Source organism: Azospirillum oryzae (assembly GCF_900177515.1).
Taxonomy (GTDB): domain Bacteria; phylum Pseudomonadota; class Alphaproteobacteria; order Azospirillales; family Azospirillaceae; genus Azospirillum; species Azospirillum oryzae_A.
Genome location: NZ_FXAK01000002.1, coordinates 417,273 through 435,173, shown reverse-complemented (window position 1 = coordinate 435,173; position 17,901 = coordinate 417,273). Strand labels below are relative to the sequence as shown.

Annotated in this window: 17 protein-coding genes; 10 read left to right on the top strand and 7 right to left on the bottom strand. The window is 66.9% G+C overall.

Translation table 11 applies throughout. The features are described from left to right. Positions 1 to 24: 24 nt before the first annotated feature. The gene (locus B9N97_RS05050) at positions 25 to 834 is read right to left on the bottom strand and encodes a hypothetical protein (RefSeq protein ID WP_143266358.1); all 810 of its coding nucleotides are present in this window, start codon (positions 832 to 834) and stop codon (positions 25 to 27) included. 262 nt (positions 835 to 1,096) lie between these two features. Here B9N97_RS05050 and B9N97_RS05045 point away from each other — a divergent pair, with 262 nt between their 5' ends. Beyond that, the gene (locus B9N97_RS05045; RefSeq protein WP_085083974.1) at positions 1,097 to 2,017 is read left to right on the top strand and encodes a LysR family transcriptional regulator; all 921 of its coding nucleotides are present in this window, start codon (positions 1,097 to 1,099) and stop codon (positions 2,015 to 2,017) included. A gap of 113 nt (positions 2,018 to 2,130) precedes the next feature. After that, on the top strand, positions 2,131 to 2,874 hold the full coding sequence (locus tag B9N97_RS05040; RefSeq protein ID WP_085083972.1) for an SDR family oxidoreductase: 744 nt from the start codon (positions 2,131 to 2,133) through the stop codon (positions 2,872 to 2,874). Here the strand turns inward: B9N97_RS05040 and B9N97_RS05035 are convergent. Together B9N97_RS05035 and B9N97_RS05030 are read right to left on the bottom strand one after the other, a co-directional pair. Continuing rightward, positions 2,755 to 3,843, bottom strand: a complete 1,089-nt coding sequence (locus B9N97_RS05035; RefSeq protein WP_143266357.1) for an AraC family transcriptional regulator — start codon at positions 3,841 to 3,843, stop codon at positions 2,755 to 2,757. The genes B9N97_RS05040 and B9N97_RS05035 overlap by 120 nt on opposite strands. A gap of 1 nt (position 3,844) precedes the next feature. Then, positions 3,845 to 4,678 (bottom strand): IclR family transcriptional regulator, encoded by an 834-nt coding sequence (locus B9N97_RS05030; RefSeq protein WP_085083970.1) that lies wholly within the window; start codon positions 4,676 to 4,678, stop codon positions 3,845 to 3,847. Between the two features lie 121 nt (positions 4,679 to 4,799). On the opposite strand from B9N97_RS05030, the gene B9N97_RS05025 reads away from it, so the two are divergent. The 7 genes from B9N97_RS05025 to B9N97_RS04995 all read left to right on the top strand — a co-directional run bounded on the left by B9N97_RS05025 (position 4,800) and on the right by B9N97_RS04995 (position 13,630). Further along, positions 4,800 to 5,663 (top strand): GntR family transcriptional regulator, encoded by an 864-nt coding sequence (locus tag B9N97_RS05025; protein WP_244560558.1) that lies wholly within the window; start codon positions 4,800 to 4,802, stop codon positions 5,661 to 5,663. Between the two features lie 43 nt (positions 5,664 to 5,706). Continuing rightward, entirely contained in the window at positions 5,707 to 7,470 is a 1,764-nt protein-coding gene (gene oxc, locus B9N97_RS05020; protein ID WP_085083966.1) for an oxalyl-CoA decarboxylase, read from the top strand. A gap of 59 nt (positions 7,471 to 7,529) precedes the next feature. After that, a complete protein-coding gene (gene frc / locus B9N97_RS05015; RefSeq protein ID WP_085083964.1) occupies positions 7,530 to 8,804 on the top strand; it encodes a formyl-CoA transferase in 1,275 nt (424 codons plus the stop codon). 310 nt (positions 8,805 to 9,114) lie between these two features. Next, positions 9,115 to 10,314 (top strand): ADP-forming succinate--CoA ligase subunit beta, encoded by a 1,200-nt coding sequence (gene sucC / locus B9N97_RS05010; RefSeq protein ID WP_085083962.1) that lies wholly within the window; start codon positions 9,115 to 9,117, stop codon positions 10,312 to 10,314. Position 10,315: 1 nt separating this feature from the next. Continuing rightward, positions 10,316 to 11,191, top strand: coding sequence for a succinate--CoA ligase subunit alpha (gene sucD / locus B9N97_RS05005; RefSeq protein ID WP_085083959.1), 876 nt, complete (start codon positions 10,316 to 10,318; stop codon positions 11,189 to 11,191). Between the two features lie 123 nt (positions 11,192 to 11,314). After that, positions 11,315 to 12,232, top strand: a complete 918-nt coding sequence (locus B9N97_RS05000) for an IclR family transcriptional regulator (RefSeq protein ID WP_085083957.1) — start codon at positions 11,315 to 11,317, stop codon at positions 12,230 to 12,232. A gap of 399 nt (positions 12,233 to 12,631) precedes the next feature. Further along, entirely contained in the window at positions 12,632 to 13,630 is a 999-nt protein-coding gene (locus tag B9N97_RS04995; protein WP_085083955.1) for an NAD(P)H-quinone oxidoreductase, read from the top strand. 30 nt (positions 13,631 to 13,660) lie between these two features. Here B9N97_RS04995 and B9N97_RS04990 read toward each other — a convergent pair whose 3' ends face one another. From B9N97_RS04990 to B9N97_RS04980, 3 genes are all read right to left on the bottom strand, one after another. Beyond that, positions 13,661 to 15,163, bottom strand: coding sequence for a hypothetical protein (locus tag B9N97_RS04990; RefSeq protein WP_085083953.1), 1,503 nt, complete (start codon positions 15,161 to 15,163; stop codon positions 13,661 to 13,663). A 12-nt stretch (positions 15,164 to 15,175) separates the two neighbouring features. Continuing rightward, positions 15,176 to 15,781 carry a BON domain-containing protein gene (locus tag B9N97_RS04985; RefSeq protein ID WP_085083950.1) on the bottom strand — a complete coding sequence of 202 codons (606 nt, stop codon included), beginning with the start codon at positions 15,779 to 15,781 and terminating at the stop codon, positions 15,176 to 15,178. A gap of 222 nt (positions 15,782 to 16,003) precedes the next feature. Beyond that, on the bottom strand, positions 16,004 to 16,840 hold the full coding sequence (locus tag B9N97_RS04980; RefSeq protein WP_085083948.1) for an N-acetylmuramoyl-L-alanine amidase family protein: 837 nt from the start codon (positions 16,838 to 16,840) through the stop codon (positions 16,004 to 16,006). 269 nt (positions 16,841 to 17,109) lie between these two features. Between B9N97_RS04980 and B9N97_RS35495 the strand changes: the two genes are divergently transcribed. Further along, complete coding sequence (locus B9N97_RS35495) at positions 17,110 to 17,277, top strand: hypothetical protein (protein WP_167393191.1); 168 nt, start codon at positions 17,110 to 17,112, stop codon at positions 17,275 to 17,277. Between the two features lie 148 nt (positions 17,278 to 17,425). On the opposite strand, the gene B9N97_RS04975 is transcribed toward B9N97_RS35495, so the two are convergent. Further along, complete coding sequence (locus B9N97_RS04975; protein WP_109074646.1) at positions 17,426 to 17,812, bottom strand: hypothetical protein; 387 nt, start codon at positions 17,810 to 17,812, stop codon at positions 17,426 to 17,428. Positions 17,813 to 17,901 lie beyond the last annotated feature (89 nt).

Below are 17,901 nucleotides of genomic sequence, written 5' to 3'. Positions count from 1 at the left end.
TGCGTTTTTCGGGCCGGTCGCCCATCAGGCGGCGAAACAGCCGCCACCGGTCTGGAGCGGATAGCCGATAGCCGCGAGGCTGTCCGCCGAGAACACGTCGGTCGGGTCGATGCTGTTCAGCGAGACCGAGGTGACGATGCCATAGAGGTTGGCGTCGAAATTGATCGGTCCCTCGCGGAAGCGGGAGAAATTCGCCACCGATTCACTGTCGGGCGGCGGGACGAAGGTGGCGCTGTCCTCCAGGTTCAGGTCGTCGATCATGGCGCCTGTGGGATCGGTCACATTGATTTGCGCCCGCAGCCAAACCTCCTGTCCGTTGGCCGGATCGGTCGAGGTGCCGGCGGCGATGACGGAGAGCAGATCCTCCGGCGTCCGCGGCGGCTCCGGGATCACCAGGAATTCGCGGTAGAGCGTGTCGTCGCCGATCACCAGCGTGGTGCCGTCGTCGGGATGGACGGTGGCCTCCACCACATGCTCCACCTCGCTGTCGCCGACCTGCACCGACAGAAGCAACTTGTTGGGCTGGTCGTCGAAATAGCGCCGGAAGCTGGTGTCGTCGGTGGTGACGACGGGATCGTCGAACAGCATCGCCACCGTCATGCGGAACGGGTCGCCGGTCTGCACCGCCTCGTCCAGGAAGGGGACGGGCAGGTCGATGGTACCCTGGACATCGACGACATAGAGCCCCTCGTAGGCACCCCCGCCGTCACCATCGCCATGATGGTCATGCCCCCTGCCATGCCCCTTCCAGTGGCCCCAGCCGTTGCCATGGTGCCCACCATGACCGCCGCCGTAATTGCCGCCGTAATTGCCGGACCGATCGCCTTCGAACATGCTGCCCTCCCGATTGACCGCCTGCGTTGTCGAAGGCCGCATGCCGCGCGACCTTCCGTTGACGATAGGCTGCCGCGCGACGGCCGGCCGGTCGGGCATCCGTACATATCTCCGCCTGGATCGCCGGACGAGTAAGTTTTTGCACTGCAACGCCACGAACGGGAGTGGCAAATTCCCAGGGCTGGGCGAGGCGTGCTAGCGTCCGTCCCGACCTGTAACCCACCGGTCCGGCCCAATCGTCCGCCAGGGAGTCCGCGCGAGCATGGCGTTGCTTGAGAACATGCGCATCTTCGTCCGCGTCGTAGAGTTGGGCAGTCTGTCGGCGGCCGGACGGAACCTGCGCATGTCGCCGGCCATGGTCAGCCACCGCATCCAGCAGCTGGAAACCCATCTCGGCGTCCGGCTGCTGAACCGCACGACGCGGCAGTTGCAGGCGACCGAGACCGGCATGGACTTCTACCAGAGCTGCCTTGAGGTGCTGGAGGCGGTGGAGCGGGCGCACAGCAGCATCGCCGCCGGGTCCGGCGTGCCGTCGGGCAGCGTGCGGGTGACGGCGCCGCTGGGCTTCGGTCGCCGCATCCTGTCGCCGCTGGTCCCCGACTTCTGCGCCGCCCACCCGCTGGTGGAGGTGCGGCTGCGCCTGTCCGACCATCTGCTCGACCTGCTGCGCGAGGCGGTGGATGTGGCGGTGCGGATGGCGGCGCTGAAGGATTCCAGCTTCGTCGTGCGCAAGATCGCCGACGTGCGCCGCGTGCTGGTGGCCGCCCCCGCCTATCTGTCGGAGCGCGGGGTGCCTTCGAAGCCGGCGGACCTGTCCGGGCACAACTGCCTGCTGCTGCGCTTTCCCGGCACCCAACAATATCAATGGAGCGTGCTGGAGGGCGGCGAACCGGTGAAGCTGCCGGTGTCCGGCCGTTTCGACGCCGACGACGGCGACGTGCTGACGGGCTGGGCGCTGGACGGCCGCGGCATCGCCATGAAGCCGCTGTGGGAGGTGGCCGAGCATCTCGCCAGCGGCGCGCTTGTGCCGGTTCTGCCGGACTTCCCGCCGGAACCGGTGACGCTGGCGGTCCTCTATCCCCACCGCGCGCTGGTGCCGGCGAAGGTGCGGGCCTTCGCCGACCATATGGTGCCGAAGATCAAGGCGGCGCTGACGGCGATTTCGCCGGATACGATCCTGTAAGGCGGTGAACGCCGTCGTTTCCTGAACGGTCGCGCAGATCTTGCGAACGCCAGCGCATTCAGCGTTCGGCGCCCGACGGCTATCGTTTCCGTCCACCGCAGCGGAGACGATTCATGAACACCTCAGCATCCACTCCGAAGGTCGTGGCGATCACCGGTGCCAGCAGCGGCATCGGCGAGGCGACGGCCCTGCGCCTGGCCGCATCCGGCGCGAAGCTCGTCCTCGGCGCCCGCCGGGCGGATCGGCTGGAAGCATTGGCTCGACGCATTGCGCAGGCCGGCGGCGAAGCGGTCTTCCTGCCGACCGATGTCCGTCGGCGCAATGACCTGACCGCTCTGGTCGGGCTGGCGTGCGAGCGGTTCGGCCGGCTCGACGTTCTGATCAACAATGCCGGGATCGGTCCGATCTCGCCGCTCGACGAGTTGCGGGTCGAGGATTGGGAAGACATGGTGGACGTCAACATCAAGGGCGTCCTCTATGGCATCGCCGCGGCGCTGCCGGTCTTCCGCGCCCAGGGGAGCGGCCATTTCGTCACCACGGCGTCGACCGCCGCGCACCGCACGGTGCCGACCATGGCCGTCTATGCCGGAACGAAGGTCGCAGTCCGGACGATCTGCGAAGGGCTGCGGCAGGAGGCCGGCGAGACCGTTCGGGTGACGGTCGTGTCGCCCGGCTTCATCAGCACCGACTTCATCGACGGCATCGCCAGTGCGGAGTTGCGGGCGCGGTATGCCGCATCACGCGACGCGCTTGGGATCCCGCCGGACGCCGTCGCCCGTGCCATCGCTTTCGCCATCGACCAGCCTGCCGATGTCGACATCAACGAGATCATCGTGCGCCCCACCGCGCAGGCCTGACCGCCGCGCCGACGGCCCGGTTGTCGCATACCGGTTTCGGTAGAGGCTCGGTGCCATCCCGAAGGTCCGTTTGAAGGCGTTGCTGAACGCGCTTTCCGACTGGTAGCCGAGCGACAGGGCGATGGCCGACACCGGTGTCGTGTCGCAGCACAGCTCCCGTTCGGCCAGCCGCATGCGCCAGTTCAGCAGATAGGTGAGCGGCCCGACCCCGGCCGCCGCCTTGAATCGCACGGCGAAGGCCGTCCGCGACATGCCCGACGCCCGCGCCAGTTCCCCGAGTTGCCAGGGGCGGCCGGGATCGCCGTGCATCAGCCGCAGGGCGGGAGCGAGGCGTGGGTCGCGCAACGCGCCGGTCCAACCGTGGCCGAGCGGGCCGGATGTGGCGAGATGGGCGCGGATGATCTGGACGAACAGCATCTGCGCCAACTGTCCCGCCACCAGCATGGTGCCCGGCCGTCCTCCTGCCAATTCCGCCCCGAGCTGCTCAAGCAGCCAGCGCATGGCCGGCGCCTCCGGCGCTCCCGAACGGACATGGATCAGCGGCGGCAGAACGTCCCGGAGCAGGTGGCCACGGGTTGGGTCGAGCGTGACATGCCCGCCGACCGCCAGGAACTCCGCGCCGTTGCCGACCGTCACCCGGTCACCCTTCGTCGGATCGCCGGCCGCTGCGGCGAAGGCGTCGGCTCCGTCCTCCGCCGGCAGGGCAAGGTCGCTGCCGAGCCGAAAAGGCCGCTCGGCGGCCAGCATGATCACATCGCCGGTGTCAAGGTGCCGCGGCTCGTCGATCCCGTCCACCGCCAGCCAGACGTTGCCCGTCATGATGGCGATGAACTTGATCATCCCCGGCGGGGGGAAGCGCAACGCCCAATCCCCGCCGGCCGCCAGCCGGCCGGACACGGCGCAGCGGCTGCCCGCCAGCGTCAGGATGTCCGAGAGTGGATCGCCGTCCGCAGAAGGGCGGACCTCCACCTCACACCCCCCGCGCCCGCACCAGCAGCACCCGCGCCTCTTCCGCCGCGCGGGTCAGGTGGGGCAGGAACTGCACCTCCATCTCCGGGCAGGTGACGCGGGCGGCCTGGGCGCTGATGTTCATCGCCGCGACCACGCCGCCGGTGGCTGTGCGGATCGGCACGGCGATGGAGCGCAACCCCAGCTCAAGCTCCTGGTCCACCAGTGAAAAGCCGCGGTCGCGCACCCGCTCCAGCTCGCGCTTCAGGGCGTCGGCCGCCGTAATGGTCCGCTCCGTATAGGGCTTCAGCGGCACCCGCGTCAGATAGGCGTCAAGTTCCGACTCCGGCAGCGCCGCCAGAAGGACGCGGCCCATCGACGTGCAGTAGGCCGGCAGCCGGCTGCCGACATTGAGCCCGACCGACATGATCCGCTTGGTCGCCGCGCGGGCGATATAGACCACGTCGTCCTCGTCCAGCACGGCGGCGGAGCAGGATTCCTGCACCGCCCCGCTCACCTGTTCGATCAGCGGATCGAGGATCGTCGCCAGCGGGGCCGACGACAGGAAGGAATAGCCGAGCGCAAGGATCTTCGGCTTCAGATGGAAGGTCCGGCCGTCCGAACCGGCATAGCCCAGCTGCATCAGCGTCAGCAGACAGCGCCGCGCCGCCGCCCGCGGCAGGCCGGTGATCTTGGCGATGTCGGCGATGGTCAGGTTCGGCTCGCGTTCGGTGAAGGCGCGAATCACCGACAGCCCACGGGCCAGCGAGGTCATGAAATTCGGGTCGGACGCCTCCTCCGCGGCGCCGGACGATGTGCTGTCCGTGGCCTTGGCCAGATGCTGCGTGTCGGCCATGCGATGGCTCCTTCCCCGAAGAGCGGTCCCAGGACGGCCAAGTTAGGGCGATTACCGCGCAATAGCCAGAAAAATCGAACAAAACCGCCCATAACTCCGTCTGCGGCAGAAATAGTTCGAGGTGCCCGCAATTGATGTTGCGGGTGTCTGGCATCTGGTATACCGTATCGATAATTCAAAACGACGCGCCGCTCACAACGACGCACCAGAGGGCGATCATCCGAACGCTCGCACAGGAACGCTCACGACAACAAGCGGCGCCGATGGCGTCGGCGCGCAAAGGGTCGGAAACGTGATGAACCGGGAAAGATTCAGTGTCGAGCCCCTCGAGCAGGGGATGAGCTTCAAGGCCAAGGCCTACCAATCGCTGCGACAGGCCATCACGCAGATGAACATCTACGGCCAGAGCAACGAGATCAGGTTGGACGAACGCCGTCTGTGCGAGGCGTTGGGTGTCAGCCGCACCCCGGTGCGTGAGGCAATGGCGCTGCTGGAACAGGAGGGGTTCATCCGCTCCCAACCGCGGCGCGGGATCTTCGTGGTGCGCAAGACGAAGGCCGAACTGGTGGAGATGATCACGGTGTGTGCCGCCCTGGAAGGCATGGCGGCACGCCTGTTCGTCGAAAACGCCACCACGGAAAAGCTGGAACTCCTGCATGCCGCGTTCGATAAATACACGAAAGCCGAGTTGGCGGAACATGTCGCCGAGTATTCGGACGCCAACATCGTCTTCCACCAAAGCATCGTCCAGGCTTCCGGCTCCGCGTTGATCTCGGACCTGACCGACCGCTTCTTCATCCATATGCGTGCGATCCGCCGCGCGACGATGGGCCTCGGCGACCGTGCCGACCAGTCCATCCACGAGCATCGGGACATCATCGAGGCGCTTGCCGCCCGCGATGCCGATCTCGCGGAACGCCGCGTCCGGGAACACACGCTCGGTCTCGCACAGTACGTGGAACGGCATTGCGCCTTCCTCGACTAACCGATCTTGAACCTTTTTGGAGCCTCGGGGAGGAGTCACCCATATGTCTACTGCGGCTGCAACGATCACTAAGAACCAGGCCACGGAAGCATCTGTTGTCGAAGACGCGCCGGCGCTGACCGACGGCTTCCAGCTCGTCATCGACGCGCTCAAGCTCAACGACATCAACAACCTGTATGTCGTCCCCGGTATTCCGATCTCCGACCTGCTGCGCATGGCGCAGGCCGAGGGCATGCGCGTCGTTTCGTTCCGCCACGAACAGAATGCCGGCAACGCCGCCGCGATCGCCGGTTTCATGACCAAGAAGCCGGGCGTCTGCATGACGGTTTCGGCACCGGGCTTCCTGAACGGCCTGACCGCGCTGGCGAACGCCACGACCAACTGCTTCCCGATGATCCTCATCAGCGGCTCGTCGGAGCGCGAGATCGTCGACCTGCAGCAGGGCGACTATGAGGAGATGGACCAGCTCGCCATCGCCAAGCCGCTGTGCAAGGCCGCCTTCCGCATCCTGCACGCCCAGGACATCGGCATCGGCGTGGCGCGCGCCATCCGCGCCGCCGTGTCGGGCCGCCCGGGCGGCGTCTATCTCGACCTGCCGGCCAAGCTGTTCTCGCAGGTGATGGACGCGGCCGAAGGCGCCAAGTCGCTGGTCAAGGTGGTCGATCCGACCCCGGCGCAGTATCCGTCGGCCGACGCGGTGAACCGCGCGCTCGACCTGCTGAAGGGCGCCAAGCGTCCGCTGGTCATCTTCGGCAAGGGCGCCGCCTATGCCCAGGCCGACGAGACCATCCGCTCCTTCGTCGAGAAGAGCGGCATCCCCTTCCTGCAGATGAGCATGGCCAAGGGCCTGCTGCCCGACACCCATCCGCAGTCGGCCGGTGCCGCCCGTTCGCTGGTGCTGCAGGAAGCCGACGTGGTCATGCTGGTCGGCGCCCGCCTGAACTGGCTGCTGTCGCACGGCAAGGGCAAGACCTGGGGCAAGCCCGGCTCGAAGAAGTTCATCCAGATCGACATCGAGCCGAAGGAGATGGACAGCAACGTCGAAATCCACGCTCCGCTGGTCGGCGACATCGCGTCGGTCATGGAAGTGATGCTGAAGGGCATCGACGGCGGCCTGACCCCGCCGACCGAGTGGATGGCCACCGTCGCGGCCAAGCGTGAGCAGAACGTCGCCAAGATGGCGCCGAAGCTGATGAGCAACGCGTCGCCGATGAACTTCCACGGTGCGCTCGGCGCTCTGCGCCGGGTCATCAAGGAGCGGCCGGACGCCATGCTGGTCAACGAGGGCGCCAACACCCTCGACCTCGCCCGCGGCATCATCGACATGTACGAGCCGCGCAAGCGTCTGGACGTCGGCACCTGGGGCGTGATGGGCGTCGGCATGGGCTACGCCGTCGCCGCCGCGGTGGAGAGCGGCAAGCCGGTCCTGGCGGTGGAAGGCGACAGCGCCTTCGGCTTCTCCGGCATGGAGGTGGAGACGATCTGCCGCTACAACCTGCCGGTCTGCATCGTCATCTTCAACAACAACGGCATCTATCGCGGGACCGACACCAACCCGACCGGCGGGGCCGACCCGTCGCCGATGGTCTTCGTCCCCGGTTCCCGTTACGACAAGATGATGGAAGCCTTCGGCGGCGTCGGCGTCCATGTCACCAACCCGGACGAGTTGTACCGCGCGGTCAGCGAGGCGATGGACAGCGGTCGTCCGACCCTGATCAACGCCGTCATCGATCCGGCGGCGGGCACCGAAAGCGGCAACATCGGCAGCCTGAACCCGACCAGTTCGGTCCGCAAAATGCCGTCCTAAGAGACGGCCTTAAGAAACTGGGCCGACCACACGACACCAAAAAGCAGGGGGAGAAATACATGGGCAAGGCACTTCAGGGCGTGCGGATTCTCGACTTCACGCATGTGCAGTCGGGACCGACCTGCACCCAGTTGCTCGCCTGGTTCGGCGCCGACGTCATCAAGGTCGAACGGCCGGGCGAGGGTGACATCACCCGCAGCCAGCTGCGCGACCTGCCGGACGCCGACAGCCTGTATTTCACCATGCTGAACCACAACAAGCGGTCCATCACCCTCGACACCAAGACGCCCAAGGGCAAGGAGGTGCTGGAGGCTCTGATCAAGACCTGCGACGTGATGGTCGAAAACTTCGCCCCCGGCGTGCTCGATCGCATGGGGTTCACCTGGGAACGCATCCAGGAACTGAACCCCGCGATGATCGTCGCGTCGGTCAAGGGCTTCGGGCCCGGGCCGTTCGAGAACTGCAAGGTGTACGAGAACGTCGCCCAATGTGCGGGCGGTGCGGCCTCGACCACCGGCTTCGACGACGGCCCGCCGATGGTCACCGGCGCCCAGATCGGCGACAGCGGCACCGGCCTCCATCTGGCGCTGGGCATCGTCACCGCGCTCTACCAGCGCAAGGAGACCGGCCGGGGCCAGAAGGTGCTGGCCGCCATGCAGGACGCGGTTCTGAACCTGTGCCGCGTCAAGCTGCGCGACCAGCAGCGTCTGGCCCACGGGCCGATGAAGGAATACCCGCAATACCCGAACGGCGAATTCGGCGACACCGTGCCGCGCGCCGGCAACGCCTCGGGCGGCGGCCAGCCGGGCTGGATTTTGAAGTGCAAGGGCTGGGAGACCGATCCCAACGCCTACATCTACTTCATCGCCCAGGCGCCGGTTTGGAAGTCGATCTGCAAGGTCATCGGCAAGGAAGAGTGGATCACCGATCCCGACTATGCCACCCCGGTGGCCCGCCTGCCGCGCCTGATGCAGATCTTCGGCACGGTCGAGGAGTGGACCAAGACCCTGACCAAGTTCGAGGTTATGGACATCCTCAACAAGTACGACATCCCCTGCGGCCCGATCCTGTCGATGAAGGAGATCGCCGAGGACAAGTCGCTCTACGAGACCGGCACGCTGGTCGAGGTGGAGCATCCGACCCGCGGCAGCTACCTGACGGTCGGCAACCCGATCAAGCTGTCCGACAGCCCGACGGAGGTCACCCGCTCCCCGCTGCTGGGCGAGCACACCGACGAAATCCTGCGTGACGTCCTGGGTTTCGGTGAGCGCGAGATCGTCGAAATCCGCGACAGCGGCGCCATCGGCGTCGTGGAGCGGTTAGCGGCGGAGTAGGTTCCGCGCCATTACCCCCACCCCAACCCTCCCCCGCTGGGCGGGGGAGGGAGCAGGTACTAAGGCGGGAGAGTGGCGGCAGTCCCTCCCCCGCCCAGCGGGGGAGGATAGGTGGGGGTCTAATGCCCCAAGAATTCAAGTTGCCTATCGCTTTTTTGAAACGCGCCTCGCTCTCCCCCGACCGTCCCCTTCCCGGTCGCCCGAGAGCCGAAGCCCGCAGTTTTTAAAAATCCGCCGCCCGTCAGCCGATGAATTCCCGGCTCCCCGCGGCATCCAAAAGACCATTCCCGACAGGGTTGAGACGCAAACCATGAACATTCACGAATATCAGGCCAAGGATCTGCTGCGGGGGTACGGCGTCGCCGTTCCGCGCGGTGGCGTGGCCTTCACCCCGGAAGAGGCTGCATCGGTCGCCCGTGAACTCGGCGGTCCGGTCTGGGTGGTGAAGTCGCAGATCCATGCCGGCGGCCGTGGTGCCGGCCGGTTCCAGGACAACCCGGCCGGCAAGGGCGGCGTCCGCGTCGTCAAGTCGGTCGAAGAGGTGGCGTCCAACGCCGCCGAGATGCTGAACCGCGTGCTGGTCACCAAGCAGACCGGCCCGGCGGGCAAGGAGGTTAAGCGCCTCTATGTCGAGGAAGGCGCCGACATCAAGCGCGAGCTGTATCTCGGCCTGCTGATCGACCGCGCCACCGGGCGCGTCACCATCATCGCCTCGACCGAAGGCGGCATGGAGATCGAGGAGGTCGCCCACAACACGCCGGAGAAGATCGTCAAGGTCGCCGTCGACCCGGCCACCGGCATCCAGGGCTACCACACCCGCAAGGTGGCGTTCGCGCTGGGCCTGGAAGGCAAGCAGATCGGTGCCGCCGCCAAGTTCATCCAGGCCGCCTACAAGGCCTTCACCGAGCTGGACTGCGCCATCGTCGAGATCAACCCGCTGATCGTTACCGGTTCGGGCGACATCCTGGCTCTCGACGCCAAGATGAGCTTCGACGACAACGCGCTGTTCCGCCACAAGGAGGTCGCCGCCCTGCGCGACGAGGCCGAGGAAGACCCGGCGGAGATCGAAGCGGCGAAGCATGAGCTGAATTACGTCAAGCTCGACGGCAACATCGGCTGCATGGTCAACGGCGCCGGCCTCGCCATGGCGACGATGGACATCATCAAGCTGTACGGCGCCGAGCCGGCCAACTTCCTCGACGTCGGCGGCGGCGCCACGAAGGAGCGCGTCACCGCAGCCTTCAAGCTGATCCTGTCCGACAGCGCGGTCGAAGGCATCCTGGTCAACATCTTCGGCGGCATCATGCGCTGTGACGTGATCGCCGAGGGCGTCGTCGCCGCGGCCCGCGACGTGCAGTTGCACGTTCCACTGGTGGTCCGCCTGGAAGGCACCAACGTCGCTCTCGGCAAGAAGATCCTGGCAGACTCCGGCCTGCCGATCCTGTCCGCCGACAATCTGGACGACGCAGCCAAGAAGATCGTCGCCGCCGTCAAGAAGGAGGCCGCGTGAGATGGCTGTTCTCGTCGACAAGAACACGAAGGTGATCTGCCAGGGCTTCACCGGAGCCCAGGGCACCTTCCACTCCGAGCAGGCCATCGCCTACGGCACCAAGATGGTCGGCGGCGTCACGCCCGGTAAGGGCGGCGCCAAGCACCTCGACCTGCCGATCTTCGACACCGTCTCCGAGGCGGTCGAGAAGACCGGCGCCAACGCCAGCGTGATCTATGTGCCGCCGCCCTTCGCCGCGGACGCGATCCTGGAAGCGATCGACGCCGAGATCCCGCTGGTGGTCTGCATCACCGAAGGCATCCCGGTGCTCGACATGGTCCGCGTCAAGCGCGCCCTGAATGGTTCCAAGACCCGCCTGATCGGCCCGAACTGCCCCGGCATCATCACGCCGGACGAGTGCAAGATCGGCATCATGCCGGGCCACATCCACAAGCGCGGCAAGATCGGCATCGTCTCGCGCTCCGGCACGCTGACCTATGAGGCGGTGGCGCAGACCACGGCGGCCGGCCTGGGCCAGACCACCTGCATCGGCATCGGCGGCGACCCGGTCAACGGCACCAACTTCGTCGACAGCCTGGAGCTGTTCGTGAAGGACCCGGAGACTGAGGGCATCATCATGATCGGCGAGATCGGCGGCGACGCCGAAGTCCGCGGCGCCGAGTTCATCAAGGCCTCGGGCACCAAGAAGCCGGTCGTCGGCTTCATCGCCGGCCGCACGGCGCCTCCGGGCCGCCGCATGGGCCATGCCGGCGCGGTGATCTCCGGCGGCAACGACACCGCCGACTTCAAGATCGACTTCATGAAGTCGGTCGGCATCGCCGTCGCCGACAGCCCCGCCAGCCTGGGCTCCACCATGCAGGCCATTTTCAAAGGTTGACCGCCATCCCGCGGGACCGCCGTCCGCGACGGTCCCGCGGCCTGATCGAAGCTTCTGTCACTCACGCCATCAGCCGCAACAGACAGGCGCAGCCAAAGCGCCGGACCCCGAGGGAGATGGGACATGAAAGCGCAAGCCCAAAACAGCATCCTGGCCCGCCGCATCATCCACGACGACCCCAGCGAGGGTGCCGCCGCGATCATCAAGACCGCGATCATCGAGACGCCGCGGGTGAAGAACGACAACGGCAAGGACGCCAAGGCCGATCGGGGCCAGGTGGTCCAGTCGCTGTGCCGCGCGCTGAACATCCTGACGATCCTCGGCTCCAATGACGGGCCGATGACCCTGACCGAACTGTCGGAGGCCGCGAACCTGTCGCCCTCCACCACCCATCGCCTGCTGACGACCCTGCAGTACGAGCGCTACGTCCGCTTCGACCAGAGCGCGCGCGGCTGGGTGGTCGGCGTCCAGGCCTATATGACCGGCGCCAATTTCCTGAAGACCCGCAATCTGGTCGATGTCGCCCGTCCGCGCATGCGCCGCCTGATGGAGGAGAGCAGCGAGATCGTGAACCTCGCCGTCGAGGAAAATGGCGAGGCGCTCTATCTCGCCCGCGTCGGTGGTCCCCGCGCCGCCCAGGTCGCGGTTCCGCAGACCGACCGCACGCTGCTGCACTGCTCCGCCGTCGGCAAGGCTCTGCTGGCCGGCATGCCGGAGACCAAAGTCCAGACCATCGTCACCCAGCGCGGCATGCGCCAGTTCACCCGCAGCACCCTGTCGTCGCTGCCGGCGCTCTACCGCGACCTGACATTGGTGCGCACCCGCGGTTATGCCCTGGACCAGGAGGAGCGGGTGTCCGGCCTGCGCTGTGTCGCCGCCCCGATTTTCGACGAGAATTCCCGTGTGATGGGCGCCCTGTCGCTGTCCGGCTCCAGCCGGCGCATCGAGGACGCGCGGTTGCGCGCCCTGGGCGAGATGGTCAAGCGCGCCGCCGCCGCGGTGACGCAGGAATTGGGCGGCCGCGTGCCGGTTTCCAACTGACCCTTGCACGGACCAGTAACGCCAAGAGCTGACGGCAGGTGGTGCACGTTGGCATTCCTCCCTGGCGCACTTAGGGCCGCGTTCCTCACGGGACGCGGCCCTTTTTCTTGAGAAAAGAGCCGTTTCCACGGAATGGAAAAGCGTCGTTTTTCTCGGGCAAATCGGACGGATCGGTGCGATTGTCTGTCTCGGGAAAGGCGTTCCTTTCTCATCGGGCGGATGTGTTGTTTTGCATGTTCGCGCTTCTCTCGGAGACTGGCCGTGCTGTGTGCAGCACGGCCATTTTTTTGCCTTTTCCGCTGGGCGAAATCGGATCCATCGCCGCGTGGACGGGTGGTTCGCCCCGGCGACACAGTGCCGCCAAACCCATCACGACGACAGGGCAGGGGAGCGATCCGAATGACAGATTCCAGAAGCATGACGGCCATCGAGGTCAGCCAGCCCGGCAAGCCGGAGGTGCTTGTCCCGGCCCGCCGTCCGGTCCCGGATCCGGCGCCGGGCGAGATCCGCATCGCCGTCCAGGCGGCCGGCGTCAATCGGCCCGACGTGCTGCAACGGCTCGGCAAATACAACCCGCCGCCGGGCATCACCGACATCCCCGGTCTGGAGGTCGCCGGAACGGTTGACGCGCTGGGCGAGGGGGTGGAGGGCTGGCGGGTCGGCGATCCGGTCTGCGCCCTGCTGGCCGGCGGCGGCTATGCCGAGTTCTGCGTGGTGCCGGCGGCGCAATGCCTGCCGATTCCCGCCGGCCTGTCGATGGCCGAGGCGGCGGCCCTGCCGGAGACCTTCTTCACCGTCTGGTCCAACGTGTTCGAGCGCGGCGCGCTCCAGCCCGGCGAGGCGCTGCTGGTGCATGGCGGCACGTCGGGCATCGGCACCACGGCGATCCAACTGGGCGCGGCCTTCGGCGCCCGCGTCTTCGCCACCGCCCGCGGGCCGGAGAAATGCGGCGCCTGCGTCCGGCTGGGCGCCGAACGGGCCGTCGACTATGCCGAGGAGGATTTCGTCGCGGTGGTCAAGGAGGCGACCGGCGGTGCCGGCGTCAATGTGGTGCTGGACATCGTCGGCGGCGATTACGTCGCCCGCAGCATCGACGCGCTGGCGGTCGAGGGTCGCTATGTCTGCATCGGCTTCGTCCGCGGGGCGACGGCCAACGTGAACTTCTTCCCCGTCATGACCAAGCGGCTGGTGCTGACCGGCTCCACCCTGCGGGCGCGTCCGGTCGCCTACAAGCAGGCGGTGGCCGACCAGTTGAAGGCCCGCGTCTGGCCGCTGATCGAGCAGGGCAAGGTCAAGCCGGTCGTCCACGAGGTCTTCCCGCTCGACCGGGCCGCCGACGCCCACCGGCTGATGGAAAGCAATCAGCATGTCGGCAAGCTGGTGCTGGCGGTGGGGTGAGGGAGTTTCCCTCCCCCTCGATCCAGCGCCTCAATCCAGCATCGGCAGGCCGGTCTCGATCCTGACCAGTGCGGCCAGCAGCGGGGCGCCGATGTCGCGGCGGACGAAGTTGCTGGCCTTTTCCGCCGCGTTGATCGCCTGCTGGAAGGTGCGGCGCCAGCGGTCGTCGTTGTAGAAGGCCTTTTCCGCCTTGGCCCGCTGCGCCAGCAGGCCGGGGCGGCGGCCGGCGGAGTCGTCCGCCAGCTTGTTCAGGCGGTTCATCAGGTCGTTGGCGACGGCCGGCTCGCCGCGCTTCATCGCCGCCTCGATCAGCTCGGCATAGGCCTCGCCACGGGTGTCGATGTCGGCGACCTGTTCGGCATAGGCGACGGCCATCGCCGTCTCGCCGCGCTTGGCCAGCCGCCCCAGCACCGCCGGGATCGTCCACGGGTTTTCGTCCTGCACGGTGCTGAGCAGCCCCAGCGCCAGCTTCGGCTCGCCGATGTCGGCCGCCGCCACCGCCAGTTCCGGCGGGCAGCAGTCGCCGCGGGTTTCCTTGAACTTGGAGAACTGCGTCTCGACCGTGTTCAGGAACAGGGTGCGGGCCTGCGCCTCCTTGCCGGCGCGCAGCAGCGTCTGGGCGACCAGCCCCAGCTCCCACGAGCAGTTGTGGCTGGAGGCATAGCTCTTGGCCTCGTCGGCCAGCGCGTTGGTCAATGCCGCGTCGCCGCGCCAGGACGCCGCCTTGGCGATGTCGGCGAGGTTGTAGATGCGGGTCGAGCAGTCGTTGATCTGCCGGGTGATGTCGAGCGCCAGCGGCGACTGCCCCATCAGCGACAGGGCGCGGGCGACGAACAGATCCTGGCCGGAGCTGTCGGCGACGCCGCCGCGGCGCACCGCGCTGACGAAGGGCGCCATGATCTCCTTGGCGCGGCCGGGATCGCCCAGCTGCTGGTAGGCGACCGCCAGCGACAGCCAGTCCCAGCGCGCGGCGGTGATCGGCGTCTCCACCGGCGGCAGCATCTCGCCGATGCGGTGGAGGAAGCACAGGCTGCTCAGCGCGTCGTTGCAGACCAGCGCCCGGATGCGCGAACGGAATTCGTAGAAGTCGAAGTCGCCGACGAACTGGTTGGTGACGAGCTGCACCGCCAGCGGGCTGTCGGGGTATTTCGTCACGATCTCGTTGAACAGCTTGTCCGCCTCCTTCAGAAGGCGCGACTCCTCGGCGACGTCATAGGTGTTGTCGGCCTGCCGGATCAGCTGCAGAGCCTGCACGAACAGACGGTTGGCCGGACCCGGCGTGCCGGCGGCGGGGGAATCCGCCCCGCCGCCGTCCTGATCCTGGGCCACCTGGTCCTGCGCCACCTGATCCTGGGCGACCACGGTTTCGGCCGCCACCTTCTGGATCATCGCTTCCGAGGCCATCACATCGCCCTGGATCACCGCGTCCTGTGCCGAAACGGGACCGGCCGCGACCGCCGCCGGCAGGATCAGGGCTGCGGCGACGGCGGCGGTGCGGAGAACGGCGAGGACGCGGGATAGGGCGGAGGCCATGGCGGTCGGGTTTCAACCCTGGAGGTTTGGGTTTGAGAGCAGACGGACGTAGCTGACGACACGCTGAACGTTGGGCACCGAACGGGAATGCTGGAGCACGCGGTCCAGCTCTTCCTGCGAGCTGGCGACACCCATCAGATAGACAACTCCATCGACGGTATCGATGCTGTAGTTTTGGCTATGAATATCCGCATCGAACGTGATGCGGCTGCGAATCTGGGTTGAAATCCAGGTGTCGCGCGCGGTGTCCACGATGCTGGACCCGTTGTCGATCTGGATTTCGTTGATGACTTCCTTGACGCCGTCCGCCTGCCAGGCGAGCCGCACCGCGTCGAGGCGCATCTGCGCGTCGGCGGCGCGGCCGGTCAGCAGCACGCGGCCCTGGTCGACGGTCAGGCCGATCCGGTTGGTCAGATCGATCGAATGCTGCAGCCACAGCGAATTGATGCGGGCGCGGATTTCGGTGTCGCTGACGAAGCCGCTGAAGCCGCGCTCCTGCGAGGCCACGACGGCGGCGCCGCCGGCGGTTCCCAGCACCAGCGGCCCGCAACCGGACAGCGAGGTTCCTGCGGCGCAGGCAAGCGCGAACATCGTCCAAAGGCGGCTCAAACCCGTCACAGCGTGCCTCCCCCTGCCTGCGTGTCGAGCGCCGGGCGGATGCGGCGCGCGGCCGGAAAAAGTCACGGCGGAACGGTCTTTGCAATGGGGAAATTCAGGGCTTTCACCAGTCATCGTCACTTTGTCCCGAGGTGATGCACGGATGTTGCAGTCGCTGCGATTGCGAAGGGCCTGCTGAGACAGCAGATTCGTCGCAGCGCCTCGTGCAGTCTCGGGGCAAAATCAGGCGAAAGCTGGGTTGGAGAGCACACCCGCGATTTCGCGGGCCAGCACGCGCGAGACCACCCGCCGCGCCGTGGCGTCGCGCAGGATTTCCTCATCCCTGGGGTTGGACAGGAAGCCGGTCTCCACCAGCACAGACGGCACGTCCGGCGCCTTCAGCACCGCGAAATTGGCCGAGCGCATGGGGTTTTCCAGCAGGCGCAGCTCCTTGCCCGCGCCTTCCACCAGAAGCTGGCGGGCGGCCAGCGAGGCATGGCGGGTGTGGCGCGCCGTCAGGTCCAGCAGGATGTCCTTGACGATGCGCCCACCGCCGAAGGATCCCGGCTTTCCGAAGCGGTCCGCCTGATTCTCCTGCTGGGCGAGGCGCGAGGCGAAGGAGTCGGACGCCTTTTCCGACAGGATGTAGGCCGACAGTCCGCGCGCATCGGCATTGGGGGCGCTGTCGGCGTGGATCGACACGAACAGGTCGGCCCCGGCCTCGCGCGTCAGCGCCACCCGCTCGTCCAGCGCCAGGAAACGGTCGTCGCGTCGTGTCAGCTTCACCGCGACGTTGGTCCGGCCGGCCAGGATGCGGGCGACCTCGCGGGCGATGTCGAGCGTCACCTCCTTCTCGAAGGTGCCGCGGGTGCCGATCGCGCCGGGATCGTTGCCGCCATGGCCGGGATCGAGCATGACCAGCCGGGGCCGCGACGAAGCGCCGCCGGCCGGCTTGCGGCCGGGCCGCCGCTCCGCAGCCAGCGCCGGGCCCGGCGTCTGGGCCAGCGCCATCGCCGCCGTGCCGAAAGCGGTTAACCAAAGTTTGCTCAGCCCGAGCCCAAGCAGCTGCCGTCGATCCATTGCCAGAAATACCATGCTGCAAAGGTGGGGAGACCGCGGCGTCAGGTCGCCCGACCCGCCGTGCCACCCGTTGGTCTAGCCTGATTCATTAACCAATGCGGCTGCAAAAAAGTATTGTCAAGGCTGGGCAGGTTACCGTTTCTGAATATTTGTGAGCCTCCGGTCATATGGGCACACTTGACAGGCTGAGGATTCGACAGAGGTGATTGGTTGCTTGATGACCGATTGGAAAAGCGCTAAAATTTTAGCGATCAGCTCGGGAGGTGTCGATGTTGAGGAAAGCCTTGTTCAACATCATCCGGCAAGAGCAGCGCGATATCGAGGACAAGCTCGAACGCGAGGAACAGCAGCCCAGTCCCGACGTCCGCCGGATCGTCGGCCTGCGGCAGGAAGCGACCAGCCTTCGTCGTGAGTTGGAGCATTTCCACGACGTGTAACACCCAATGCCGGCCATCATCCGGCCACCGGGCGTCGCTTTGGAAGGTCGCCACTGAATATGTGACCGATCGGTCGCGCCCCTTCTCCGCAGGATCGCGGGGGAGGGGATTTTTGTTTTCGGGGAAAGGGCTAGCTATCCCCCGCCCTTCATCCCAGCTTGGCGTATCCGCGCTCGATCACCCGTTCGGCGGCTTCATAGACGGCCAGCATCTCCTCGTAGGCCGCGCGCAGGCGGGCGAGGTCGGTGACGGTCGAGGAGTCGGGGTGCCGGGATTCGGACATCTTCAGGCCGGCGCGGATATAGTCGGCGCGCAGTTCCGCCACCCGCACCGCCATGCGCAGGAAGCTGTCGCGGTCCAGGTTGGGCAGTTCGCGCCCGATGACCTCGCAGTTGGCCTCCAGGATCGCCGCATCCATGTTTTCCAGGAAATGGCGGATGCGCTGGCTGCGGCTGCTGTCGGCGGCGTCCGCCGTCATCAGCTTGTCGACCTTGCCCTTGGTGTATTCACCGATGATCTTGCCGCCGGTTGCCATGGGTGATCCCGCCTCTCTTCGCCGGCCAGTCCGGCCGCCGCCGATTGTCGCACCGCCGGCCCGTCCACGCCAGAGCGGCGTGGGCCGCC

Coding starts and splice junctions, on each gene's coding strand:
- B9N97_RS05030 (WP_085083970.1), bottom strand. CDS start 4,678: ATGGCCGACACGCAGCATCTGGCCAAGGCCACGGACAGCACATCGTCC.
- sucC (WP_085083962.1), top strand. CDS start 9,115: ATGAACATTCACGAATATCAGGCCAAGGATCTGCTGCGGGGGTACGGC.
- B9N97_RS04975 (WP_109074646.1), bottom strand. CDS start 17,812: ATGGCAACCGGCGGCAAGATCATCGGTGAATACACCAAGGGCAAGGTC.
- B9N97_RS35495 (WP_167393191.1), top strand. CDS start 17,110: ATGTTGAGGAAAGCCTTGTTCAACATCATCCGGCAAGAGCAGCGCGAT.
- B9N97_RS05050 (WP_143266358.1), bottom strand. CDS start 834: ATGTTCGAAGGCGATCGGTCCGGCAATTACGGCGGCAATTACGGCGGC.
- B9N97_RS04995 (WP_085083955.1), top strand. CDS start 12,632: ATGACAGATTCCAGAAGCATGACGGCCATCGAGGTCAGCCAGCCCGGC.
- B9N97_RS05040 (WP_085083972.1), top strand. CDS start 2,131: ATGAACACCTCAGCATCCACTCCGAAGGTCGTGGCGATCACCGGTGCC.
- B9N97_RS05045 (WP_085083974.1), top strand. CDS start 1,097: ATGGCGTTGCTTGAGAACATGCGCATCTTCGTCCGCGTCGTAGAGTTG.
- sucD (WP_085083959.1), top strand. CDS start 10,316: ATGGCTGTTCTCGTCGACAAGAACACGAAGGTGATCTGCCAGGGCTTC.
- B9N97_RS04990 (WP_085083953.1), bottom strand. CDS start 15,163: ATGGCCTCCGCCCTATCCCGCGTCCTCGCCGTTCTCCGCACCGCCGCC.
- frc (WP_085083964.1), top strand. CDS start 7,530: ATGGGCAAGGCACTTCAGGGCGTGCGGATTCTCGACTTCACGCATGTG.
- B9N97_RS04980 (WP_085083948.1), bottom strand. CDS start 16,840: ATGGATCGACGGCAGCTGCTTGGGCTCGGGCTGAGCAAACTTTGGTTA.
- oxc (WP_085083966.1), top strand. CDS start 5,707: ATGTCTACTGCGGCTGCAACGATCACTAAGAACCAGGCCACGGAAGCA.
- B9N97_RS05000 (WP_085083957.1), top strand. CDS start 11,315: ATGAAAGCGCAAGCCCAAAACAGCATCCTGGCCCGCCGCATCATCCAC.